This is a genomic window from Caldanaerobacter subterraneus (genome assembly GCF_004345675.1).
In the GTDB taxonomy this organism is placed as follows: Bacteria; Bacillota; Thermoanaerobacteria; order Thermoanaerobacterales; family Thermoanaerobacteraceae; genus Thermoanaerobacter; species Thermoanaerobacter subterraneus.
On the sequence record NZ_SLWU01000010.1, the window covers coordinates 1 to 23,166 of the forward strand.

The following is a 23,166-nucleotide window of genomic DNA, read 5'->3' on the forward strand; positions in this document are numbered from 1 at the left end:
CTTGGCCTCTAAACTCGCTCCGCTTGTTAAGTCTATCAACCTCCCTTTGTCAAGCCTTGTTGTTATTGATGAGACTTACATAAAGGTCAAAGGTAGGTGGCATTACCTTTTTACTGCCTGTGATGGCTTGAGAGGTTTTATTATCTCACAGCACCTTTCTCCTCGCTGCTTTGACAATCCTTAAAGAGGTCATTGACCGTTACAACAACCGAGAATTCATTTTAGTCACAGATAGAGCGCCTATTTATGATGTGGCAGTCCATTTCGCTTCGGTTTTCTTTGGAGCCAATATCCGTCATCGACCTGTGTTGGGAATCTCTCCTCCACCCGGTGGTGACAGTCATACTTACAGACCGTATAAAAACCGTTTAGAACGCTTATTTGGCTCTTACAAGGCTCATTACAAGCGCCATAAGTCTTTTAGTTCTTTTGAAGGTGCCGTCGCTCATGCATTGCTATATCAGCTGTACTACAATCACTTGAAACCTCATGAGGCTTCCGATGGCAAAGTATTTGCACCCCTTAAAGATAAACATGGCCACCAAGTGGATAATTGGGCTAAACTGATTCAATTGTTTGTTGAGCTTAATTAAACTCTATAATCTTGACAACTTTTATGTGGTTAAGTTAGACTGTATTTGAAATAGTCTAGCTTACCATAGGGTGATGTTTGCCTTCTTTGCCCATAAAAGCTTAGATTTTATTTACTTATAGTTTTTCCCTAGGTGTCATTTTAAGTTATTGATTTAATAATCACTAATTTCTTTGCTAACTACTACCTACAATTTCTATTTTTTAGGGAATCCTCATGTTCCTACTTGACGCTACCCCAATAACTATGGTAGTACTCAAAATATATACATTACACATTATTTTATAAAACAAAAGCGGGTAGCTACTGGTAAAAAATATAGTCAGTAACCCCGCTAAAATTAAAATTGTAAACATATGTTCTGGAACTTTTTGCTATTAATTATTTCTTACAAACTAAAAAGATGACTTGTACTCCATTGTGCATAACACATGTTAATTATTTGCTTAATTTACCAATTTATTATTTATCTATTATTGTGCTGTGCCAATGTCCATGTGCATGTTCCCCTAATATTTCAATTCGACAAAATAAAGGATGTTTTTTTATTAATTTTAACAATTTAATATTGCCCACGTCTTCACCTCCCTCCCTCTATTATCTTTTATTTTCTCTTAATATCTTAGTTTTTCTTTAAATTTCTCATCACAACAAGAGCATCTCATGGCTTATATTGTTATTTCTTACTTATCTAACCATTAAATAAGTGAGTTTAATAAACCTCATATCCCCCTTTTCCCTTATTTAGGTTTTGCTAAATTTCAAAATCTTTATGGATTAAGAAATTATTGTTATATATTTTCCTCTGTATTCATTCTTTATTTATTCTTTATTTTCATTATACAATGAAACTAATTACATGTCTACTATACTTTAGTATAGTTTTTATTATATTTCCAGTTAAGGTTTACATAAATAAGCAAAAAAATTATACTAAAGTATAGTCTCAAATTTTAATCCAAATCCATCAATCCCAACCTAATTGCCTTTATTACTGCCTCTTTGATATTTTTTACCCCAAGTTTCTCTACTATTTTTCTTTTGTGATATTTCACAGTCACAACCCCTATTCCCAGAGCTTCTGCTATGTCTAATTCTCTGTATCCCTTTGCCTCTAATGCCAGTATTTTTATCTGGCTGTCATTTAATTTTATCTTTATCTCATTTAGCTCTTTTTCTTTTATTCTCTTTCCATATTCAATTGCTATTTTCTCAGCTAGCAGTTTTATTACCATTGATACTTCATCCGCAATTTTTTTATCAATGGTTGATATATCCACATAGCCTACTATTTCCCCATTTTCTACCATTATAGGTGAAGCAATGCAGTGCCATTTTTTGAATATGTCACAGTAGTGCTCCTTAGGTCTTACATACACTACCCTCTTTAATCGTATTGCCATTGAAATCGCATTTGTCCCACAGCTTTCTTCTCTAAAGGATACCCCCGGTTCAAAGCCTGAATCTTTTATACACTTTTTCTCTTCTGTATTGCATTTTACATCCAACAAATATCCTTCAATGTCAGTAAGCAAAAATAGATATTCACCTTTTACCCAATCCTCTTCTACACTCATATGAAAAGCTTCTATGAGTTCTTTATTTTTATGTATTTTCTTTTGCAAATCTTCTTGATTTAATATCACCAATGGCAGAGTTATTGAAGGGTCAATACCAATTTCCCTACACCGCTCATATGAAGAAATTAGTTCCTCCTGTGGGCATAAAAAATTCATTTTTTATACCCCCAAAAAGATTGAACTGTTTTTTAATATTATACAATATTTAGAGCAAAATTTGTGAAATTTGGAACGAAAGTGTCATTTTGGGAAACGAAAATGCATTTTTTGCCTAATATTTTACAATTAGAAATAAAAAATGAGGAGAATAACCTCCTCTTTTCCTGGCACTTAATAAATTTACTTAATCATTACAATATTACTTTTTCAGAATTACTTGTGCTATAATCTTAATATAATTTTGATTTGATACGGAACTCGGTTTTCCTGCAAAGGTAGAATAAAAAAAGTGGAGGGTTAAAGATGTTTCCAATCAGGGATAATATACCAAGCAGAAGACCACCCGTTATTACGCTCTCGCTCATAATAATAAATTCGCTCATATTTTTCACTCTTTCAAGTGCTTCATACAGCACTTTTGCCGAGTTTGTTTACAAATACGGGCTTATACCGGCAAAAATTACAAAACTGATTATATCCGGTGTACCGCTTTCCGGCAGCAACTTATACCCTTTTATCACCAGTATGTTTCTTCACGGTAACACATTTCACCTAATTAGCAACATGTGGATACTCTGGCTGTTCGGAGATAATGTTGAAGATAGGATGGGCCATATAAGATTCCTCATTTTCTACCTCCTTAGTGGGGTAATCGCAGGTGTATTTCACCTGGTTTTTAATCCCATCTCACCAGTGCCGGTGGTAGGGGCTTCTGGAGCTATTGCAGGCATTATGGGTGCATATTTCGTATTATTCCCGTCGGCAAGGATAATTACGCTGGTACCAAGCTTTTTCCTGGTTCCAGTCTTCCTTCCGATACCAGCCGTGGTCTACCTCTTCCTATGGTTCCTGACACAGCTCTATTCCGGCATGGTCTATTCTGTCATTGGTGGTACAACGGTTGGTGGAATAGCCTGGTGGGCGCATATAGGAGGATTTATCAGTGGTGTATTGTTAAATAGGTTGTTCCTTAGAGATAGGTATTAATTAACTCGTGCTCACAATGGCAATTCCCCCACAGTCCCAAGGAAGCTAATATGTACCCAATAATCCATTTTTTCTGGCGTATCTACTACTTATGCCAAAAACTACCGAACCAACTATAAACCACAGCATACTTACAAGTATAAGCATCAGCCACTCATTGTAAGAAATAGCAATATTACTTACGGATTTTCTTGCTATATCATTTCCCACTGTAAGAGGTATAATGCAACTAATTGCGCTAGAAGGAGATGTTTTACTCAATGTGTCTGTTACAAAAAGAAGTAGGATTTGTATAAGTAGTGTTAATTGATTAATTCTTTTTGCTATTAGGGAAAGTCCTCCCAAAATAAGACCCATGCCATACATTCCAACTAAGGTCATTAAAAGGGATAGTATAACTTTTCCATTTACTGTAATACTCACTCCTATAATTAGGTTTGAAAAAGCAATTATTACAGCAGCTACGATACTGCTTAATAGAAGGCTGCTAATTATATTTCCTGCTATAAGAAAAGGGTAAGGAATTACTGCCATAAATTTTTGTTCCAAAGTACCTTTAACTGCTTCTATACTAATTTCATTGCTTACTCCACTTATAGCTGCTATCGAATAGCTCCAAAAAATATACCCCAAAAGAAGGAGCGTTTTAGAATTTCCAGGATTGTTATAATATTCTCCTAACATACTACCCGTATCCATGAAAATAAGTCCAGCATAAAGAAGTGTTAACACTACAATATCACTGACCAAACCCATTTTATATGAAAAACTTTCCTTTAAACTTCTTCTTATTTCAGCTATTACAATATTTAAATATTTGAACATATTTAAGCCTCCTTTAAATTTGCATGTATTTTATATTTATTTTCTATGTCTTCTGCTGTAATATTGATATTTGCGAATTCATCAACGATGTTCCCATTGTTTATTATTATAAATCTGTCAACTGTCTTTCTCAAAAAATCTACATCATGAGAAGCAATCAATATTGTTATTTTCATCTCCTCTCTCAAGGTCTTAACAGCACTGGTAAGTAAAATACGCGATTCTATATCTAATCCATTAGAAGGTTCATCCAAAATTAAAAGCTCCGGTTCGTGAAGTAAAGAAGCAGTTATTGCTACTCTTTGTTTTTGACCCATTGAAAGCGTGTTTACTTTTCGTGTTAATAATTCTTTTGTTTTTAGAATGTCTGCGTATTTTTCTATATTTTTCTTTATTTCTCTCCCTGTTTTCCCTTTTATACTTCCAAAATAATAATAATTATCAAGAACCGAAATAGCCCAGTATAAATTTCTGTTGCCTTCGAGTACTACACCTATTTTCTCCATTATTTTCAATCGAGTTTTATCTCCCATTTTGATATTGGATATAATAACCTCACCCGAATCAGGAATTGTTAAACCGCATATTATTTTAAGTAAAGTGGTTTTACCTGCTCCATTCGGACCAAGAAGTCCTACTATTTCCCCTTTATTTACATCCATAGATACATTGTTTAAAGCTATAATCTTGCTTTTATTGTATTTTTTGTATAAATTTTTGACACTAAGCAAATCTTTTATCCCTCCCTCTCATTATTAAGCACGAGAAAAGGCTCTGTGGGAAAAGTTTTTGTGCTTTCAACTGTATTTAAAATCTGTCCGTAAAGTAATGGCAATATTTTTTCTTGCCTCTTCCCCTATTGTCTAAAGTACTCAAAGGCACAGCTCTTTTTCTAATCCTATTGCCCTTTTAAAAGGTATACTAGAAATTAAAGCTGTAATTAAAGATAAGAAAAGTGCAGCATAAAGCCCCTTTTTGTCACTTAAGACTCCAAAGGAGTAAGTACATAGAATTGTAGAAACACTAATAAACAAACTATATATTGAAATAATCGTTGCACGCTCTGAAGAAGGTATTAACTTATTAAAATAAGACATAAAAATCGGAGTGTGTGCAGAATATACTGCTGTATAAATAATATAAGGTATAAACGAATACTTGGGAATCGCATACATCATAAATATAAACAATGCAGATGTAATACTGACAATCATTAGTGTGCGAGCTGCCCCTTTAAATCTTTCACCTATCCTGTCAGCATAACGGGGTACAAAAATACTAAGTACCATCGTTAATGCTAAAATAATACCAAACAATTCTACAGGTATGCCTGCCCTTTCGAAATAGGGCTGCCACAACATTGACATGATTCCTGACGAAAAAAAGAAGAAAAAAGACCCGACTGTAATGGATAACAAAATCCTGTGTTTAAATAGATACACAGTTCCTTTAGCAATTTTATTAAAATACTCTCTGTAACTGTATTCGTCCGTTTTTTTCTGTAATTTAGCTTCTTTGCCCGCTAAAAATACGTAAATAAAAACCAAAAAAATCCCTATACCTTCTATTAGCCAGATTTCTCTAAAGATATTATAACGTACTAAAACGCTGCCTCCTAAAAATCCTATGGTACTACCTAAATAGTTAAAACTTGTAAGACGTCCCCAGTATTTTGTCAGGTCCATTTCTTTTTGACCCAAAAGAAACGAATCAGCAAACCAAGATTCAAAGGCTCCAGAGTTAAGAGTTGCTCCAACTCCTGATAAGAAATATAAAAATAATAAAACTGTAAAAGAGGTGTTGAAATATATCCCAATAGAAGTTAAACTGCCAATCAATAAAGATAAAAGAACAGAAAATTTACGGCTATATGTATCAGCAAGAGCACCCGTAGGTATTTCGAATAACATGACCGCTATGTGGTTTATTATTATGAGGAGTGAAATTTGTGAAAAATCTAAATTAATTTTATTAAAATATATTACCCAAAATGGTGCCATTAAAGATGTAAAAAAACTTGAAAACAATGTTACTGTCAAGAAAAATCGTTCATTCCTTTTTAAATTTTGCATTTATTTAAATCCTCCTCCCCCTATCCCCTTCCCTGATATTTTACAAGACCTCTTTGCCATAGTATAAGTGATATTCCTGAAAATACAAGTAATAAAATTGCCTGATATATAAGTATTTCTTGAAAGCTTGAAAGTCCAATTAATATTCTTGCAGGAAAAGAGGAAAATATTATAACAGGTATAATTGTCATAAATACCTTCCTTATGATGCCTGAATATATTACATCAGGATATTTAGCAAATTCCATCAAATCATCATATATATAAAACATGTTGTTTACTTCGTAAAACCAAAAGGAAAGAAGGCTTATACAAAAGTTTGAAACAGTATATATGATTAAAGATAAAATAAGTGAAATTATATAATAAACTAAGTTCATGCCTGTATGAATGTCATTCATCTTAAGTCCATAAATTAAAAGTATAAATCCAGGCAGTGCCCTCCATACTCTTCCAATATTCACTCTTTTAAGTAATATAAATGCAATTGTATTTACAGGCTTTAATAGGTAAATCTCCAAATTCCCTCCCTTTACAGTTTCAGGCAAACTCAATATACCTCCTCTAAAGGTCATGTTATAGACCTCAATAAGGATAAAATAGGTCCCAAGTAAGACATACACATCCCCTAAAGTAAAGCCTCCTATTTCACTGACATTCAAATATATCACTCTAAAAAGTAAAAGGATACCAATTAAATAAACCAGTTGGGTAAAAAAGTTGAAGAATACATCAACCCTAAAAGCCAAATCCATTTTTAGCCTCAATTTAAAAAGGGACTTTATAAACCTCATTTTATTATCCTCCCGACGCAGTAAATCTCCTACTTCCTATTTTAAAGACTAAATGGCTTAATGATACTAAAACAAATATCCAAATTGCCATTGAAACAAACTCAAAAACAATATCTAATCCCGATATTTTCCTTAAAAATATCTGTGCTGGTACATAGCCGCAAAACTTAAAGGGCAAAAAAAGCCAGAGGCTTTTAGCTGGCAGCAAATCCAGCGGAATCAGCATACCAGATAAAAGTGCAACAATCCCTTCAGAAAAATATATAATGTATGTACTTCTCTCAAACCAAAAACTCAAAAGGTTAAGTATATAACCATAACTAAACCCTATTACTATTCCACCCATCCAAAATAAAATACTTAAAAAATATGTACTGGCTTCCTTTGGAATTACAACATAATCTTTTAGTATAATTGATACCACTATAACTCCTGCGATTCCAAAGATCCACTGTAAAATCCATGAGCCAATAAGCCTAAAAAGATAAAGAAGATAATGGTTCACGGGCTTTGTAAGCCAAAGGCTTAAACTTCCATCTTTTATACTTTCCCCTATTTCTATCCAAGCAGAATAAGGAGTATTCATTACAAAAAATTGTGTCACAATAAAATATGTAACCATATCTGAAAGGTTATATCCTCCAATGCTTCCTCCATGGGAAAGTATTGTCTTCCAGAGGAAGAAAAGGGCTAAAGGCGGAATGAGGACAACTGTTAAGTAAAATAGTGAATTTGCTTTGTATTGAAGCATTCTCTTTATTTCACATTTTGCACCTTCTAAATACAGTCTAATCATTTTCCTTCCCCTCACTGTAGAATCTATACACCACTTCTTCTAATGTTGGATCCATAATCTCAATATCTGAAATATTGTATTTGTTTAAAATTTCTTTCGCCACATCCTTTGAAATGCTTTCTTCTGCACTAATTGTAAGGCAGTTTTCTTCCTTTGATATGACTGATACACCTTCTATACTCAGGAATTTCTTTTCTAGACTTTCATCAAATACCTCATCAAAACAGATTTTTATAAATTTCCTGCCAAATATTTTTTTCTTCAGCCCCTCAATATCTCCATCATATAATTTCCGACCTTTATCAATCATTATAACCCTTGAAGCACATTTTTCTATATCTTTCATATTATGGCTTGTGAGGATTACAGTAGCCTTATAATCCTTTACATACTCTTTTAAAAAATTGTGAAGTTCATTTTGTGAAAATATGTCAAGCCCTAAAGTTGGTTCGTCTAATAAAATTAACTTTGGCTCCCATAGCAAATTTGCAACTATCTCCGCTTTTTTTCTCTGCCCATGGGAAAGGTTTCTCACAGGACTTTTTAAAATATCTTCTATCTTCATCATTTCAGAAAGTTTGTCTACTCTATTTTTATATTCGCTATACGAAAGATTGTAAATTTCTTTTATAAAATAAAAGCCGTCCAAAACAGGTAGGTCCCATGCTACTTCTTCAAGAAATCCCCTTGATGCCATAATAAAGCTTACTTTAGATAAAAATTTTTTACTCCTTTTGTATGGAATTTCATCAAGCACACGAACTTCTCCTTCTGTAGGGAAAAGGACTCCTGCAAGAATTTTCAAAGTAGTAGTTTTGCCTGCCCCATTTGGTCCTATATATCCTACAATTTCTCCTTCTCCTACATTAAAAGAAACTCCTCTTAATGCTTCAACTTCTTCATATAAAGGTTTAAATATACTCTTTACACTTTCTATAAGGCCTGCCTCTTTCACCTGTCTTCTATAAATTTTTGTAAGATTGGCTACTTCAATTACATACCTACTCATTTTTCTCCTCTGCCTTTCAAAAATTATGTTTAAAATCCTTATTCCCTCTTTATAAATAAATCAACATCTATCCACTTAACTTTACCTAATACATCAAGTAACCTGTCAATTTCTTTTGCAAATCTTCTTCCCTATTGTCTAAAGTACTCAAAGTCACAGCTCTTTTTCTAATCCTATTGCCCTTTTAAAAGGTATACTGGAAATTAAAGCTGTAATTAAAGATAAGAAAAGTGCAGCATAAAGACCCTTTTTGTCACTTAAGACTCCAAAGGAGTAAGTACATAGAATTGTAGAAACACTAATAAACAAACTATATATTGAAATAATCGTTGCACGCTCTGAAGAAGGTATTAACTTATTAAAATAAGACATAAAAATCGGAGTGTGTGCAGAATATACTGCTGTATAAATAATATAAGGTATAAACGAATACTTGGGAATCGCATACATCATAAATATAAACAATGCAGATGTAATACTGACAATCATTAGTGTGCGAGCTGCCCCTTTAAATCTTTCAGCTATCCTGTCAGCATAACGGGGCACAAAAATACTAAGTACCATCGTTAATGCTAAAATAATACCAAACAATTCTACAGGTATGCCTGCCCTTTCGAAATAGGGCTGCCACAACATTGACATGATTCCTGACGAAAAAAAGAAGAAAAAAGACCCGACTGTAATGGATAACAAAATCCTGTGTTTAAATAGATACACAGTTCCTTTAGCAATTTTATTAAAATACTCTCTGTAACTGTATTCGTCCGTTTTTTTCTGTAATTTAGCTTCTTTGCCCGCTAAAAATACGTAAATAAAAACCAAAAAAATCCCTATACCTTCTATTAGCCAGATTTCTCTAAAGATATTATAACGTACTAAAACGCTGCCTCCTAAAAATCCTATCGTACTACCTAAATAGTTAAAACTTGTAAGACGTCCCCAGTATTTTGTCAGGTCTATTTCTTTTTGACCGAAAAGAAATGAATCAGCAAACCAAGATTCAAAGGCTCCAGAATTAAGAGTTGCTCCAACTCCTGATAAGAAATATAAAAATAATAAAACTGTAAAAGAGGTGTTGAAATATATCCCAATAGAAGTTAAACTGCCAATCAATAAAGATAAAAGAACAGAAAATTTACGGCTATATGTATCAGCAAAAGCACCCGTAGGTATTTCAAATAATGTGACCGCTATGTGGTTTATTATTATGAGGAGTGAAATTTGTGAAAAATCTAAATTAATTTTATTAAAATATATTACCCAAAATGGTGCCATTAAAGATGTAAAAAAACTTGAAAACAATGTTACTGTCAAGAAAAATCGTTCATTCCTTTTTAAATTTTGCATTTATTTAAATCCTCCTCTGAAGGAATAAATTTACCAAGTGTAATGTGAAAATCAAAAGCTCTATTTAAACCATTTCTAACACTTATGTCTTTAAAAGTACGCAGAGAAGCAAACAAAGAGGACGGTTCTTCCTTTTTGAATAATTTAAAATTGAGACAAAATGAACCGTCTCCTTTGTCTGCTCTGAAATAAATCCGTTAACAGAAGAGTTATGTCACAGTAGTGCTCCTTAGGTCTTACATACACTACCCTCTTTAATCGCATTGCCATTGAAATTGCATTTGTACCACAGCTTTCTTCTCTAAAGGATACCCCCGGTTCAAAGCCTGAATTTTTTATACACTTTTTCTCTTTTGTGCTGCATTTTACATCCAATAAATCTCCTTCAATGTCAGTAAGCAAAAATAGATATTCACCTTTTACCCAATCCTCTTCTACACTCATATGAAAAGCTTCTATGAGTTCTTTATTTTTATGTATTTTCTTTTGCAAATCTCCTGAATTCAGTACCACTAATGGCACAGTTATTGAAGGCTCAATACCTATTTTACTACATCGCTTATATGAAGAAATTAGTTCCTACTGTGAACATAAAAAATTCACTTTTTATACCTCCCCTGAAATTTAAAGGGCTTTTTAAATATTATAAAATATTTAAAATAAAACTTGTGAATTTTAGAGCGAAAGTGTCATTTTTGGAAGCGAAAATATATTTTTCGCCTAATATTTACCATTCTTATCACCTAATAAAAAATGGACAGATTTTTTTCTGTCCTTATAGATAAATTTTACAAAATTAATATTTGGATTATATTTCTAAATTATTTAAATAAAACCATCTCTTCAGGGTTAACAGGATGTATAGAAGTTATATATGCCCAAAGCCCAAACCAACCATCATAATAAATATCTGAGGAATTAATATAGTTACTATAATCTAGACTAAGAGATATTTGGCTCCCGCAATATTTGCATTGGCATGGTATTCCCCACCATGTACCAACTGTCCTATTGGAAGAATCCTTTAGCGTTATAGAAGTATTTCGGCCTGAACGGTAAAAATGATGCTTGCCATCAGGTGAACCACCTGGACAGTAAACTACATACAAAGGTTCAATTTGACTCTTAATTTTACTTGTATCTTTTAGAGGAATTATGTTGTCATTACCTACATTAGCAAATACAATACCAGATGACAAAACAATTAAAACAGCTACTGAAAAAAACATAAGTATCTTTTTCATAGGAAATCCACTTCTTCCTTAATTACATAATTCGCATTTTTAATTTTCTAATGGGTCAAATTTTGTTATATATTGAACTAATTTGTTGTTGAATTTATTATATTCCATTTTTTCAAATGGGATATTATTTGAATACAAAGCCTGGTCAATGTATTGTATTTTCCAATCATTATTTTCTTTTACAAAAGCATATTTTCTAGTAATAACTATACCAGTAATATTTTCTTTGTTTTTCGGCATGTACGGCTGAATAATGTTTGCTTTCGTAAACACATACTTGTATTTTCCATCACTGTATATTTTTGAAATTTCTACTTCAACTTTATCTTCTTTATTCTCCTTTATGTATTTCTCCCTTATATTTTTTAACTGTTCATCAGTAAAATTTCTTATGTCTATTTCCGCATATTTTCTCTCATAGTGTTTATTTTCATCAAATGCATTAACAAATAAGTCTTTCAGTCCTTTTAAATATTCCTCATACGTCAAAAAGTAGTTTGAAAATTTGTGATCTAAGATTTCAACTTTTTTGACTGTATTAATTATATAGTCATCGGTTTTTGTATCAGTACTTTCCGTATTACAAGCTGTAAACAACAAAGTACTCAAAACAAATATCATTAAAATTATACTTATTTTTTTCAATAACCATCACCTTACTCTATTATATTCTATTTTCTCTTAATATCTTGGTTTTTTAAATTTCTAATCTCAACAAGAGCATCTCCTCCTTCTTTTCCTAAATTTCTATACTTTTTCCATTTTCATTGTACAATAAAATAAATAGCATGTCTACTATATTTTAGTATAGTCTTTATTACATTACCAGTTAATGTTTACATAAATAAGCAAAACTTTAAAGCTAATGTCGGTTTGCAGTTTGGATTTTTTTACATGTTCTCATTTATGAATTTTAAAACAACTTTTTAATATTAGACAATTTTTTAATAAAATTTATGAAATTTGGAACGAAAGTGTCATTTTGGAGAACAAAAATGCATTTTTCGTCTAATATTTTCCAATTAGAAAGTTATAGATTTAGATTTTTCCCTGGCGTGTTATAATAAAAATACACAGTAATCTTTGAAAGCGGGATATGCGGGAGTGATAAATATGGAAAATATTGAGATTATCCCAGTTACTGAAAAATCAACTTTAAGCAATTTCAAAAAATATCTCATCAAACTCTACCTTGAAGCCTATTCTTCTTTTCCAGAATATGCGTATAATCATCCTAGAGAAGTAAAAGAATATCTTCAGTGGCTTTTTAACCACAGCCAGGGAGGATTCTTTGTAGCCTTGGAAGATACCATGCCTATAGGTTTTATATCTACTGACCCTTCATGGGAAGACCACTGGTTGGGGGAAAAAGTAGGAGAAATTCATGAAATAGTGGTAAGCCCCTCCTCCCAGAAAAAAGGAATAGGAACTCTACTCCTAAAAAAGGGAATAGAGTTCCTACAGGAAAAAGGCCATCACACAATAGGGCTTTGGGTGGGAATAGAAAACTCTAAAGCTCAAGATTTCTACAAGAAGCATGGCTTTACACCAGGTCCTCAGGCGGGTAAGTGGCTTAGAATGTATTTAAAACTCAAGTAATCGGTAGAAAAATTTTTCAAGAAGTTCTTTTCCTTTTTCCAGTTCTTGAATATCTATATATTCAAAAGGAGTATGAGCCAAAGCTAAATCTCCTGGCCCCCATATCACAGGTTTTATACCTTTTGCCCAGAAATTGTGGGCGTCAGTCCAGCTCTCCATTATTTTAAATTTTGGTTCTTCATTGTAAACTTCTCTATAAAGTTTTTGCAAGAATTGGCCAAAATCTGTGTCCTCATCCGTCTCCCACGAAGGAGCCCATTCTTCAACCAATTTGCAATGAACTTCTACATCTTTATCATTTTCTAAAAGAGAATTTACTTCTTTTTCAACATCAGAAATAGGCACTTTAGGAGGTATGCGTATATCAAAGTTGAGGCGCGTCTCATGCGGTACAGAATACTCTTCACTTCCTCCTGATATAAAAAGGGGAGTAATTTGGACAGGGATATCTGGTTTGTAAAGGGTATTAAGTTTTGAGAGAGCTTCTTCCATTTTTATGATAAATCTTGAAGCCCATGTAATAGGATTTTTCCCTCTTTCAGGAATACTCCCATGGCTGGGAATACCTTTTATTATCAATTCATATTCCAACGCACCACAGGAAGAAAAAGCTAATTTACTTTGTGTAGGTTCAAGCACTAGAGCATATTGTATAGAAGATGGCAAAGAACTGGCCAAATGGCACGATCCTTTCCCACCCTTTTCTTCATCAGCTACAAATGCTATCCAAACACCGGCTCTCTCCCATGGAAATTCCCTTCCAAGTTTTTTTAAAACTTCTAATAAAATAGCCACTCCTCCGAGCACATCTGAGGCCCCTCTTCCGTATATTCGCCCATTTTCTTCTCCCTCTTTTGTTTGATAGCCCTCTATAACAGGGGGGACTACATCGTAGTGGACTTCTACTATAAACTTGGGAGAAGGACTTAAAGGCAGAAGAATATTATACATATCCTCCTCTACCACTTCCAATTTCCAGTCCAATCCTATAGATTGAAGGGCTGAAATAATGGGAATAAGTGCACCTCGCTGAGGGTCAGTAGAGGCTTTTCTAATAAGGGCTTTAAGCAGTTCTTTCGCCTCAATCATGAGCTCTCACCTCTTTTACACGGGATAACACACTCTGCCCATATGGTAGCAAATTGATATGTTTAGGTCAAGCACTGAAAGTTTGAACAATGAATATTGCAAAAACCCCTTATATTCTATATAATAGAATCAAGCTGTGATAAAAAATCGCAATAAAGCATTTTAAAAATTTTATTGTTACATTTTAAACAAAGGGGAGAAGAAAATGGCACAAAAAATTGAGATGAAGGTTCCTATTGTGGAAATGGACGGAGATGAAATGACAAGAATTATATGGAAATTAATAAAAGAAATGCTTATAAAGCCCTATGTAGATTTAAAGACAGAGTACTATGATTTGGGCATTAAAAACAGAGATGAAACAGAAGACCAGGTCACAGTTGATGCAGCATACGCAATAAAAAAATACGGAGTCGGGGTAAAATGCGCAACAATCACCCCAAATGCTGAAAGAGTAAAAGAATACAATTTGAAAAATATGTGGAAAAGCCCTAACGCTACTATACGATCCATACTCGATGGGACAGTATTTCGCACACCTATTCTGGTTGAAGGAATAAAGCCGCTTGTAAGGACATGGAAAAAACCTATTACAATTGCAAGGCATGCTTATGGGGATATTTATAAAGGGGTAGAATACAGAATCCCTGAAAAAGGTAAGGCAGAGCTTGTCTTTACTTCTGAAAAAGGAGAAGAGATAAGGCATGCAATACACGAGTTTGAAACTCCTGGCGTCATATTAGGTATGCACAACACTGATGAGTCAATAAAAAGTTTTGCGAGAGCATGTTTTAATTACGCTTTAGATACGAAGCAGGATTTGTGGTTTGCGACTAAAGACACCATTTCAAAAATATACGACCACAGATTTAAAGACATATTCCAGGAAATATATGAAAATGAATATAAAGAAAAATTTGAGGAAGCAGGAATTGAATATTTCTACACTCTTATTGACGATGCAGTAGCCCGTGTACTGAGGTCTGAAGGTGGAATGATTTGGGCATGCAAAAATTATGACGGCGATGTAATGTCAGATATGGTGGCAACAGCCTTTGGTAGTCTTGCCATGATGACATCAGTATTAGTCTCTCCTGATGGAAAATACGAATTTGAAGCAGCTCATGGAACAGTTACAAGGCATTATTATAAATACCTTAAAGGAGAAGAAACTTCTACTAATCCCATTGCTACAATTTTCGCATGGACAGGCGCTTTGAAAAAGAGAGGAGAACTTGACGGAATAAAAGACCTTGTCAATTTTGCTAATAAGCTTGAAAAAGCCTCACTTAAAACGGTTGAAAAAGGGATAATGACAAAAGACTTAGCTATGCTATCTGAATTGCCAAATAAAACTGTTGTAAACACGGAAACTTTCCTCATTGAAATTAAAAAAACTTTAGAAGAGATGCTGTAAATACATGAAAAGGGACGGTCCTCAGATAAAAGGAACCGTCCCCTTTGTTTGATTTTTAGTCCAGCAGTTTATAGTAATCAATATTCACAAACACTGTCACAAGAAAAGCGAAAACCGTAACCCATGTGACATCGCTATTGTTCATTCTGCTGGACATTTTTATTCCTATCCACACAATCACAAACTGCCATATCATAAATGGGTCAATACTTCTTAAAAAGCCATAGGTTGTAGTCCCTTTTAAGGAAGGAAATAAAAGCGCTGGAGACATATCAACCAAGAGCTCCCCTGTAAAAAAGGAAGCAATGAAGCATATCAGAAAATATATTAAGACCGGCGTATAGGCATAACCTGTAATTGAAAATAATTCCGACACATCAGCCCTTCCTCTAAATACCCATTTTATAATAGCATATACTGCAAGGACAACAAAAAGCCATGAAAGCAGGTTATTTATCAGAGTGGAAGTGATTACAGATTTTGGAGCCAATTTCATCGCCAATTCTATTTCCTGAGGAGTAAAACCAGCATCTGGCTGGGATAATCTCATTTTCAAAAGTTCCCTTATATGTTTTACATAAACGGGATAACGCAAAAGATAAAGAAATACTATTCCTCCAATTTTTACTACGGCAGGATAAACTAATTTAGGCTGATACATTAAATTTTTTATTGTCACCGAAGGCTTAAATAAAATCCCGTAAATTCTCTCGAAAAAATTCAAGTTTTTTATGTCTTCCTCTGTCTCAATTTTAAAAAAAGCCAACTGAGCTTCCTCCTTTAATCTAAAATTAAGTCCACAGATTAAATTCTACATTTTTATAAAAAATCCTTCAAGAAAATTTTTGCCAATCAAATAAAAGACTATATAAAATTTTTCATTTATGTTAAAATGTCATTAAAGGGGGAACAGAAAGTGTTTACCATGAGGAAAATTTTGTTGACCACAATCTTGTTAGTTTTCATCATCCTGCCACCTTCTTTTCTGGAAGCAACAACAACCCAAAATCCTGTATATGTACTCACTGTAGACGGGCCAATCGTACCGGTTGTTGCAGACTACATTGAAAATGGCTTTAAAGCAGCAGAAAGAGATGGAGCAAGTTGCATAGTAATTGAACTCTCTACACCAGGAGGCCTTTACACTACTACTCAGAAAATTGTAACACAAATATTAAACTCCCCTATCCCTGTAGTTGTATACGTATCTCCTGCAGGCGCGTGGGCAGGTTCTGCTGGAACGTTTATAACCCTTTCAGCAAACATTGCAGCAATGGCTCCGGGAAGTAGAATTGGCGCTGCGCACCCCGTGTCAATTGAAGATGACTCTGCTATGTCAGAAATTCAAAGGCAAAAAATAACGCATGATGCTGCTGCGTGGATAAGGAGCATTGCAGAAAATAGAGGAAGAGACCCCAGCCATGGGGAGTCAAAGTCAATTTAGTTGAAATAAGAGATGTAGAATTGCCTCAGAGCATGCAAAGGGCCATGGCAGCACAGGCAGAAGCAGAAAGAGAACGCCGTGCAAAAATAATAAGTGCTGAACAAATAAGTTATAAAATTGAAAAATATATAAAAGCTATAAGCTCAACAAACTCATTAACTGCTCCCAAAGTATCTCCCGTCATTCCACCTATTTTTTTAGAAATATATTTTGAAATAAGGTAAGTAAATGAAAGAGAAATCACGTATAAAAGCGCCAAGTCTTTTAAAGGCATCACAAAATAACCTGCTATTGTAGAAATCAGTAAAGCTATGACAAATTCCCTTAAGCCAGCCCTTTCAAGTAATAATCCTCCAAGCCCTTTTCCACCTCTTGCAGACTTGCTTATTGCAATTGAAAACACCACAGATAATCTAGCAATGACAGGTGAAACTAAAAGCGCAGAAAACAAAAGGCTTTGTCTTATATCACTTAAAAATAAGATTTTCAAGATCACCATGAAAACCAAAGCTAAAACTCCATTTGTTCCAAGCCTTGAATCCTTCATTATTTCAATGATTTTTTCTCTGTCCTTGTTGCTAAAAAGTCCATCAAAAGTGTCTGCCAGCCCATCTATATGCATTCCTCTTGTAAGGATGTAAGAAAAAGCAACAAGGAATGTCATAACAATTTCCCGGGAAAACAAATCTTTTAGAAGAAGGTAAGCGATGTATAAAATACCACCTATCAAAAGGCCTACTACAGGAAAATAAGAAGCTATTTTATAAATCTTATCCTCTTTAACATCGATATTTATTGGTATGGGAATACCTGTCATAAATTGTATTGAAAGTATTAAAGCCTTAAGTTCTTCCATACAATTACCCCTTTATCTTAATAGGAATGCCTGATATCATAAGGTACACCTCTTTTGATGCTTCTGCTACTTTTTTATTCATTCTGCCTGCTATATCTCTAAAAATCCTCCCAAGTTTATACTCAGGAACCAGCCCCATTCCTACCTCATTTGTGACAATTATTATTTCTACGCCATTTGATACAATCAATATTTTATCTACCTCTTGACTTATCCTATCTTCTATTTCATCAATTTGCTCTAAAGTAGAATTTTCCCATGTCAAATCTACTTCCATTAGGAGATTGCTTATCATAACAGTGAGGCAGTCAATCAATACAACCTTCTTTTCTCTTTTTAAAATTTCCTTATCAAGGTCTTTATAAGCTTCTACTGTCTCCCATGAGGAGGGTCTTCTTTCTCTGTGTCTTTTTATCCTTTCTTTCATTTCCTCATCTACTGGAAGAGATGTTGCTATATATAAAACTTCATCTTTCCCCTTTTCATAAGCCAGTTTTTCTGCAAATTCACTTTTTCCTGACCTGGCACCGCCTGTTACCATTATCAATCCCATTACACTACGACCCTCTCTTTATCTGGCATGACACCTTCTTCGTACAATCCTCTTAAAGCCTCTATAAGGCACATATTGTCTTCCCTTCTTTTTACAGCCACTCTGAAAAATCTCTTGTCAAGATACCTGAAATTAGAGGCATCTCTTATAAGAATCCCCTTTTTCAATAGCTTCTCTTTTACTTCGTCTACAGTACCTGCCTTTAATTTGAGGAGAATAAAGTTTACTTTTGTATCAAAAGCTACTAAATAATCTATTGTCCTTAGTGAAAAGAGCATGTACTCTATTTCAGCATTTACGTACTCTCTGGTTTTTTCTATATATTCTCTGTCTTTAAAAAGCCATCTTCCAACAGCTTCGGCAAAGGCATTTACTGTCCACGGTTCTTTGTATTCCTCTAACTTTTGTATTAAAGAAGGGCTGCCAATTCCATATCCCAACCTTATTCCCGGCATTCCAAAAAATTTTGTGACGGCCCTTACAACAAAAAGTTTGTCGTGCTTTTTAACAAGAGGAAGCGCCTCATATTTTTTGTAGTCCTTCATAAATTCTATAAAAGCTTCATCTATCAAAACCGGGATATTCATAAGTTCCGCCTTTTTCAGCAAAATCCCTATCTCTTCCCTTATAATCCCCTGCCCCGTAGGATTATTGGGATTGCCCAAAATCAAGCTGTCTGCCTCTTCTATTTTTGAAAGCACTTTTGCAAAATTTACCTTAAACCCCTCTTCCTCCTCCAGCTTAAGGTATACAGGTTCTCCTCCGTTTAGCTTTACAGCCCTCTCATACTCCAGAAAAGAGGGAGAGGGAATAAGGGGTTTTTTCAGCTTAAAAGCTCTGACAAAGAGATGTATAAGCTCTGCTGCACCATTTCCGACAATTATATTTTCTCTATCGCAGCCGACATACTCTGCTATAGCTTCTTTGAGCCTTCTATACTTTATATCCGGATATCTGGATAAATCTACTTCTTTTATGGCTTCCCAAATCCACTCAGGAGGTCCGAGAGGATTTATATTTGAACTAAAATCTATCAGATTTCCTTGATAATCATAGATATTTCCGCCGTGCTCATAGGGCTTCATTTTCTCACCTTCTTTCACTCTATGATGCCTATATGTGTTACAGGCTTGTCTGTCATGGTTTTTATAAACTTTGCATCTTCTTCTCTGTAAACTACAAGGCAGCAGGTGGCGGGTCCTGCCGATTTAAAAAGGTCAATATTAAGCCCCTCGTCTTCCTTGATTCTGAATCCATAAAGGTCCTCTAAAACTCCAAGTTCATAGGCTATTCCTTTAGAACCAACAGGTATGGCTTCCACTACTTCTTTTGTCTGAGAAATTTTTATATAGTCCTTTAGAGTCATTACATCTTCTGCGCCTAGAACTTCACTTCCAACCCTTGGATATCCTATAAGAACTACATGCATTCCTTTTCTCGCTTTTTTTATTTTTAAACCCTCTTTCCTTGCCCTCCCAACAGCTGTAATTCCTATTCCCGTCATGGAGGTAGGAAAGTTCTCTTCTGTACTGCCTGTCAAAACTACCTCCAAGCCATTTTCCTCAAGCTCTTTCTTTATGCCTTTTAAAATTTTCTCGCCTGTCGGGTACATTTCAACAGAAAGCGTATCAGAAACTACAAGAGGTGTTGCACCCACAGATAGCAATTCCGAGAGAGCAACTTTTAGCGTAGTCCTCCCCACAATTTCTTCATCAACTTTCAAGATGTCATTTTCCTTACTCCCTATAGCTCCAAGGCTATCACAAGATACGACAAAAGCCACATCTTTCTCATAGATTATCACCAAATCCCTGTATCTCTCTATCACTTCTCATTGCTCCTTCTTTGAAAGTATTTTATATATTAAAGCCGCAAGGGATATGTTTATAAAGGAGGCAATTGTCAGCGGGAATACCCATGCTATAAAAAATCCCCATCCAAACATTGGAACAAAGAGCAGCGTAGCTAGTGGACCGTTCAAGAGGGTTGTGAGAACTATAGCTACATAAACATTAAATTTCTTGTAAAAGACACGGAAGAGATAAGCGTATACAGCCATCTGCAATGCTATGTAGAGGTGATTTAAAACTCCCAGAGGGAAACCGGATGTAACCGCAGTTAAAAGATGTCCCAAAGCTATGACAATAGCTCCATACAAGCTTCCCAGATACAAAGCCGCAAAATATCCAGGCATTGAATCAAAGGCGACCGTGTTAAAGATTTTAATCAAAGCCCCTACAGCTGACAGAGCTATTAACATGGCAACTAAAGTGAGAGTCTTCACATTCCCTAAAGATACCTCTTTTTCTTTCATTCAAATCTCCCCTCTCAAATCAATTTTTTAAAGAAATTTTCGAGTAGATAAAATACGATTAACCCTATAAAAGAGGTCATATACATTATTTTTACGCTGTCTTTTATGTGTTTTAAAGATAAATCAACTTTTTTGTCTCCTAACCTAGGCTTTATAACAGGCTTTCCAAAATAGTAATTTAACCCTCCCAGCTCTACACCCAGCGCTCCAGCCAAAGCAGCTTCCCCATGGGCGCTATTGGGACTCTCGTGCTTTAACCTATCCCTCATAAAAATCCTGAAACTGTTTTTGTAGTCATAACCCAGTAAAAAGGAAGAGATTACTATCAGAAGACCAGTTATTCTCGCAGGTATGAAGTTCAAAATATCATCTAATTTAGCAGAAGCAAAGCCTAGGTCTTTGTACTTTTCATTTTTATATCCCACCATAGAATCCAGGGTACTTGCAGCTTTATAAAGCATTGCAAGAGGGGCTCCTCCTAAAAATGCGTAAAACATCGGAGCTATTATTCCGTCTGAGATATTTTCTGAAACTGTCTCCAAAACTCCTCTTATTATGTCTTTTTCCTCTAATTTTTCAGTATCCCTGCTCACTATGAGAGAAAGTTTTTTCCGAGCAGTTTCTAAATCTTTCTCTTCTAAAGGTTTAAAAACTCTGTAAGCCGCTTTTGCCAGGTCTTTTGTCGCAAGAGTTGTGTATATGAGCACTACTTCGAGGAAATATTGAAAGTAACAATTTATAAAGCCCGCCAAATAGATGAGAAGATATGTCACAAAATACGCTACAGCAGTTGTAAAAAGGCACATGACAAACCCTGCAATTTTTAAAGCTTTTTCACCTTTTGCGTATTTTCTTATTATCCTTTCTTCTTTTGATATAAGAGATCCTATCAGCCTTACAGGATGAGGATAACCCTCAGGGTCTCCTAAAATCAAATCGAGAATATATGCAAGATACACTTTCATCTGTCTCTATACCTCTCCATTATTTGGTATATCCTTTCCATGTCAAGGGAGTTTCTCACAATATCTGCAAGCCTGTCATATTCTTTTTCTCTAAATTCTTTGTAATTGATGACCTCTTCTAAAGGAGTAAGCCCTTTTTCTTTCCTTACAATGTTTATAAATTTCTTCGTAAAAAGGCTGTTTTCAAAAATGCCGTGAATATATGTCCCGAATACTCTACCATCTTCACTCACTGCTCCATCCAGAACTTTTACTTTTTCTTTATTCCTTTCCACGACAATAGAAAAGTGCTTCCCTTTTCCCAAAATGTAGCTTTCTCCCATGTGTATCTCGTATCCTGTCACAAAAAGTCCTTTCAAAGATGAAAGAATATCCGGCAGTTCTTCTCCCAAGAACGCTTTAGTCTCTGAAGTAGTTTTTTCACGCTCAATCACTGTCTCTATACTAAGAAGTCCCAACCCTTCCATTTCCTCTGTATCGCTCTCTATGTGATAGGGGTCTTTTATTACTTTTCCAAGCATCTGAAATCCACCGCATATCCCAATTATGAATTTCCCTTTCCCCCTCAAGTTTAAAATCTCTTTATCCAAGCCATAATCTTTTAAAACCTTTAAATCCCCTATCGTGTTTTTGGTTCCCGGTATTATCAAAACATCACAATCCCCTATTCTTTCTCCTTTGTTCACATACTTTATCTTTACACCTGGAATTTTTGTAAGAGGGTCAAAATCAGTAAAATTGGATATGTGAGGAAGGTTTATTATAGCTACATCCACTTCTCCCTGGGCACATTTTGTATAAAATCTGTCAGTAGCCCCGTCTTCTTCATCAATGTGCACATCCATATAGGGTATAACTCCTAGCACTTCTTTTTGTATTATATTTTCAAGCATTTTAAGCCCCGGCTTTAATATTTCTATATCTCCCCTGAATTTGTTTATTATAACTCCTTCTACGCGATTTCTTTCTTTTTCATCGAGAAGAAGCAAAGTACCGGCAATTGAAGCAAACACTCCTCCTCTATCTATGTCGCCAACAAGTAGCACTGGCGCATTTACCAGCTCTGCCAAGCCCATGTTGACAATATCCTTCTCTTTTAAGTTTATCTCTGCAGGACTTCCTGCTCCTTCTATGACCACCACGTCATTTCTTTTGGCAAGAAAGTCAAAGTCCTCTTTTATGAGTTCCAAAAGCTTGGGTCTGAACTTAAAGTATTCTTCTGCACTCATGTTTTCATAGACTCTTCCTCTTAAGACAACCTGGCTTTTCTTGTCAGAGCTAGGCTTTAGAAGTATTGGATTCATGTGATAGGAAGGCTTTATTCCTGCCGCTTCTGCCTGAACAGCCTGAGCTCTCCCTATTTCCAGCCCTTCTTCTGTAATATAGGAGTTCAAAGCCATATTTTGAGATTTGAAAGGCGCAACTTTAAGTCCATCCTGTTTGAATATCCTGCACAAAGCTGTGACAATAAGGCTTTTACCCACTGAAGAGGCCGTACCCTGTATCATAAGTTTCAACGCCATA

At 34.7% G+C, this 23,166-nt stretch carries 23 protein-coding genes and 3 pseudogenes; 6 read left to right on the plus strand and 20 right to left on the minus strand.

Annotated elements, in window-relative coordinates; genetic code table 11:
• A pseudogene (locus EV203_RS05950) lies at window positions 1-593 on the plus strand (IS6 family transposase); the annotation flags it as partial.
• A gap of 952 nt (window positions 594-1,545) precedes the next feature.
• Here the strand turns inward: EV203_RS05950 and EV203_RS05955 are convergent.
• Complete coding sequence (locus EV203_RS05955) at window positions 1,546-2,328, minus strand: LuxR family transcriptional regulator (protein WP_132039572.1); 783 nt, start codon at window positions 2,326-2,328, stop codon at window positions 1,546-1,548.
• 306 nt (window positions 2,329-2,634) lie between these two features.
• Between EV203_RS05955 and EV203_RS05960 the strand changes: the two genes are divergently transcribed.
• On the plus strand, window positions 2,635-3,318 hold the full coding sequence (locus EV203_RS05960) for a rhomboid family intramembrane serine protease (protein ID WP_132039574.1): 684 nt from the start codon (window positions 2,635-2,637) through the stop codon (window positions 3,316-3,318).
• A gap of 45 nt (window positions 3,319-3,363) precedes the next feature.
• Here the strand turns inward: EV203_RS05960 and EV203_RS05965 are convergent, their stop codons facing one another.
• The 10 genes and pseudogenes from EV203_RS05965 to EV203_RS06010 all read right to left on the minus strand — a co-directional run bounded on the left by EV203_RS05965 (window position 3,364) and on the right by EV203_RS06010 (window position 12,026).
• A complete protein-coding gene (locus tag EV203_RS05965) occupies window positions 3,364-4,143 on the minus strand; it encodes an ABC transporter permease (protein WP_009610228.1) in 780 nt (259 codons plus the stop codon).
• A gap of 2 nt (window positions 4,144-4,145) precedes the next feature.
• Window positions 4,146-4,874: an ABC transporter ATP-binding protein gene (locus EV203_RS05970; RefSeq protein WP_009610225.1), complete on the minus strand. Its 729-nt coding sequence runs from the start codon at window positions 4,872-4,874 to the stop codon at window positions 4,146-4,148.
• Window positions 4,875-5,015: 141 nt separating this feature from the next.
• Window positions 5,016-6,215, minus strand: a complete 1,200-nt coding sequence (locus EV203_RS05975; RefSeq protein ID WP_132039576.1) for an MFS transporter — start codon at window positions 6,213-6,215, stop codon at window positions 5,016-5,018.
• Window positions 6,216-6,235: 20 nt separating this feature from the next.
• On the minus strand, window positions 6,236-7,009 hold the full coding sequence (locus EV203_RS05980) for an ABC transporter permease (RefSeq protein ID WP_009610187.1): 774 nt from the start codon (window positions 7,007-7,009) through the stop codon (window positions 6,236-6,238).
• A 4-nt stretch (window positions 7,010-7,013) separates the two neighbouring features.
• A complete protein-coding gene (locus EV203_RS05985) occupies window positions 7,014-7,805 on the minus strand; it encodes an ABC transporter permease (protein ID WP_132039578.1) in 792 nt (263 codons plus the stop codon).
• Window positions 7,798-8,814 (minus strand): ABC transporter ATP-binding protein, encoded by a 1,017-nt coding sequence (locus EV203_RS05990; protein WP_132039580.1) that lies wholly within the window; start codon window positions 8,812-8,814, stop codon window positions 7,798-7,800. The genes EV203_RS05985 and EV203_RS05990 overlap by 8 nt, the downstream gene beginning before the upstream one ends.
• Window positions 8,815-8,967: 153 nt before the next feature.
• Entirely contained in the window at window positions 8,968-10,161 is a 1,194-nt protein-coding gene (locus EV203_RS05995; RefSeq protein ID WP_009610217.1) for an MFS transporter, read from the minus strand.
• A gap of 210 nt (window positions 10,162-10,371) precedes the next feature.
• Window positions 10,372-10,734 (minus strand): annotated as a pseudogene (locus EV203_RS06000) (LuxR family transcriptional regulator); the annotation flags it as partial.
• 248 nt (window positions 10,735-10,982) lie between these two features.
• Window positions 10,983-11,405: a hypothetical protein gene (locus EV203_RS06005; RefSeq protein WP_022588924.1), complete on the minus strand. Its 423-nt coding sequence runs from the start codon at window positions 11,403-11,405 to the stop codon at window positions 10,983-10,985.
• A 39-nt stretch (window positions 11,406-11,444) separates the two neighbouring features.
• Entirely contained in the window at window positions 11,445-12,026 is a 582-nt protein-coding gene (locus EV203_RS06010) for a hypothetical protein (RefSeq protein WP_207910868.1), read from the minus strand.
• A gap of 492 nt (window positions 12,027-12,518) precedes the next feature.
• Between EV203_RS06010 and EV203_RS06015 the strand changes: the two genes are divergently transcribed.
• On the plus strand, window positions 12,519-13,004 hold the full coding sequence (locus EV203_RS06015) for a GNAT family N-acetyltransferase (protein ID WP_132039582.1): 486 nt from the start codon (window positions 12,519-12,521) through the stop codon (window positions 13,002-13,004).
• Here EV203_RS06015 and EV203_RS06020 read toward each other — a convergent pair.
• Window positions 12,990-14,093: a M20/M25/M40 family metallo-hydrolase gene (locus tag EV203_RS06020; RefSeq protein WP_132039584.1), complete on the minus strand. Its 1,104-nt coding sequence runs from the start codon at window positions 14,091-14,093 to the stop codon at window positions 12,990-12,992. The two genes, EV203_RS06015 and EV203_RS06020, sit on opposite strands and share 15 nt — an antisense overlap.
• A gap of 205 nt (window positions 14,094-14,298) precedes the next feature.
• On the opposite strand from EV203_RS06020, the gene EV203_RS06025 reads away from it, so the two are divergent.
• Window positions 14,299-15,510, plus strand: coding sequence for an NADP-dependent isocitrate dehydrogenase (locus EV203_RS06025; protein ID WP_132039586.1), 1,212 nt, complete (start codon window positions 14,299-14,301; stop codon window positions 15,508-15,510).
• 55 nt (window positions 15,511-15,565) lie between these two features.
• On the opposite strand, the gene EV203_RS06030 is transcribed toward EV203_RS06025, so the two are convergent.
• Window positions 15,566-16,276 carry a Yip1 family protein gene (locus tag EV203_RS06030; protein WP_011024830.1) on the minus strand — a complete coding sequence of 237 codons (711 nt, stop codon included), beginning with the start codon at window positions 16,274-16,276 and terminating at the stop codon, window positions 15,566-15,568.
• A 159-nt stretch (window positions 16,277-16,435) separates the two neighbouring features.
• On the opposite strand from EV203_RS06030, the gene EV203_RS06035 reads away from it, so the two are divergent.
• Both EV203_RS06035 and EV203_RS13530 read left to right on the plus strand, forming a co-directional pair.
• Window positions 16,436-16,954 (plus strand): hypothetical protein, encoded by a 519-nt coding sequence (locus EV203_RS06035; RefSeq protein WP_481752968.1) that lies wholly within the window; start codon window positions 16,436-16,438, stop codon window positions 16,952-16,954.
• Window positions 16,927-17,100 (plus strand): annotated as a pseudogene (locus EV203_RS13530) (SPFH domain-containing protein); the annotation flags it as partial. The gene EV203_RS06035 and the pseudogene EV203_RS13530, both read left to right, overlap by 28 nt.
• Here EV203_RS13530 and cobS read toward each other — a convergent pair.
• The 7 genes from cobS to EV203_RS06075 are packed head-to-tail and all read right to left on the minus strand — an operon-like array spanning window position 17,064 to window position 23,165.
• A complete protein-coding gene (gene cobS, locus EV203_RS06045; RefSeq protein ID WP_132039588.1) occupies window positions 17,064-17,810 on the minus strand; it encodes an adenosylcobinamide-GDP ribazoletransferase in 747 nt (248 codons plus the stop codon). The pseudogene EV203_RS13530 and the gene cobS overlap by 37 nt on opposite strands.
• A 4-nt stretch (window positions 17,811-17,814) precedes the next feature.
• Window positions 17,815-18,363 (minus strand): bifunctional adenosylcobinamide kinase/adenosylcobinamide-phosphate guanylyltransferase, encoded by a 549-nt coding sequence (gene cobU / locus EV203_RS06050; protein ID WP_132039590.1) that lies wholly within the window; start codon window positions 18,361-18,363, stop codon window positions 17,815-17,817.
• Window positions 18,363-19,448 (minus strand): threonine-phosphate decarboxylase CobD, encoded by a 1,086-nt coding sequence (cobD, locus tag EV203_RS06055; RefSeq protein WP_132039592.1) that lies wholly within the window; start codon window positions 19,446-19,448, stop codon window positions 18,363-18,365. Before cobD ends, cobU begins: the two co-directional genes overlap by 1 nt.
• Window positions 19,449-19,462: 14 nt before the next feature.
• Entirely contained in the window at window positions 19,463-20,191 is a 729-nt protein-coding gene (locus EV203_RS06060; RefSeq protein ID WP_132039594.1) for an AIR synthase related protein, read from the minus strand.
• Between the two features lie 3 nt (window positions 20,192-20,194).
• Complete coding sequence (locus EV203_RS06065) at window positions 20,195-20,677, minus strand: ECF transporter S component (protein ID WP_043883875.1); 483 nt, start codon at window positions 20,675-20,677, stop codon at window positions 20,195-20,197.
• A 14-nt stretch (window positions 20,678-20,691) separates the two neighbouring features.
• Window positions 20,692-21,642, minus strand: coding sequence for an adenosylcobinamide-phosphate synthase CbiB (cbiB, locus tag EV203_RS06070; RefSeq protein WP_132039596.1), 951 nt, complete (start codon window positions 21,640-21,642; stop codon window positions 20,692-20,694).
• Entirely contained in the window at window positions 21,639-23,165 is a 1,527-nt protein-coding gene (locus EV203_RS06075) for a cobyric acid synthase (RefSeq protein WP_132039598.1), read from the minus strand. The genes cbiB and EV203_RS06075 overlap by 4 nt, the downstream gene beginning before the upstream one ends.
• Between the last annotated feature and the right edge of the window lies 1 nt (window position 23,166).

Coding starts and splice junctions, on each gene's coding strand:
- EV203_RS05955 (WP_132039572.1), bottom strand. CDS start 2,328: ATGAATTTTTTATGCCCACAGGAGGAACTAATTTCTTCATATGAGCGG.
- EV203_RS05960 (WP_132039574.1), top strand. CDS start 2,635: ATGTTTCCAATCAGGGATAATATACCAAGCAGAAGACCACCCGTTATT.
- EV203_RS05965 (WP_009610228.1), bottom strand. CDS start 4,143: ATGTTCAAATATTTAAATATTGTAATAGCTGAAATAAGAAGAAGTTTA.
- EV203_RS05975 (WP_132039576.1), bottom strand. CDS start 6,215: ATGCAAAATTTAAAAAGGAATGAACGATTTTTCTTGACAGTAACATTG.
- EV203_RS05980 (WP_009610187.1), bottom strand. CDS start 7,009: ATGAGGTTTATAAAGTCCCTTTTTAAATTGAGGCTAAAAATGGATTTG.
- EV203_RS05985 (WP_132039578.1), bottom strand. CDS start 7,805: ATGATTAGACTGTATTTAGAAGGTGCAAAATGTGAAATAAAGAGAATG.
- EV203_RS05990 (WP_132039580.1), bottom strand. CDS start 8,814: ATGAGTAGGTATGTAATTGAAGTAGCCAATCTTACAAAAATTTATAGA.
- EV203_RS05995 (WP_009610217.1), bottom strand. CDS start 10,161: ATGCAAAATTTAAAAAGGAATGAACGATTTTTCTTGACAGTAACATTG.
- EV203_RS06005 (WP_022588924.1), bottom strand. CDS start 11,405: ATGAAAAAGATACTTATGTTTTTTTCAGTAGCTGTTTTAATTGTTTTG.
- EV203_RS06010 (WP_207910868.1), bottom strand. CDS start 12,026: ATGATATTTGTTTTGAGTACTTTGTTGTTTACAGCTTGTAATACGGAA.
- EV203_RS06015 (WP_132039582.1), top strand. CDS start 12,519: ATGGAAAATATTGAGATTATCCCAGTTACTGAAAAATCAACTTTAAGC.
- EV203_RS06020 (WP_132039584.1), bottom strand. CDS start 14,093: ATGATTGAGGCGAAAGAACTGCTTAAAGCCCTTATTAGAAAAGCCTCT.
- EV203_RS06025 (WP_132039586.1), top strand. CDS start 14,299: ATGGCACAAAAAATTGAGATGAAGGTTCCTATTGTGGAAATGGACGGA.
- EV203_RS06035 (WP_481752968.1), top strand. CDS start 16,436: ATGAGGAAAATTTTGTTGACCACAATCTTGTTAGTTTTCATCATCCTG.
- cobS (WP_132039588.1), bottom strand. CDS start 17,810: ATGGAAGAACTTAAGGCTTTAATACTTTCAATACAATTTATGACAGGT.
- cobU (WP_132039590.1), bottom strand. CDS start 18,363: ATGGGATTGATAATGGTAACAGGCGGTGCCAGGTCAGGAAAAAGTGAA.
- cobD (WP_132039592.1), bottom strand. CDS start 19,448: ATGAAGCCCTATGAGCACGGCGGAAATATCTATGATTATCAAGGAAAT.
- EV203_RS06065 (WP_043883875.1), bottom strand. CDS start 20,677: ATGAAAGAAAAAGAGGTATCTTTAGGGAATGTGAAGACTCTCACTTTA.
- cbiB (WP_132039596.1), bottom strand. CDS start 21,642: ATGAAAGTGTATCTTGCATATATTCTCGATTTGATTTTAGGAGACCCT.
- EV203_RS06075 (WP_132039598.1), bottom strand. CDS start 23,165: ATGGCGTTGAAACTTATGATACAGGGTACGGCCTCTTCAGTGGGTAAA.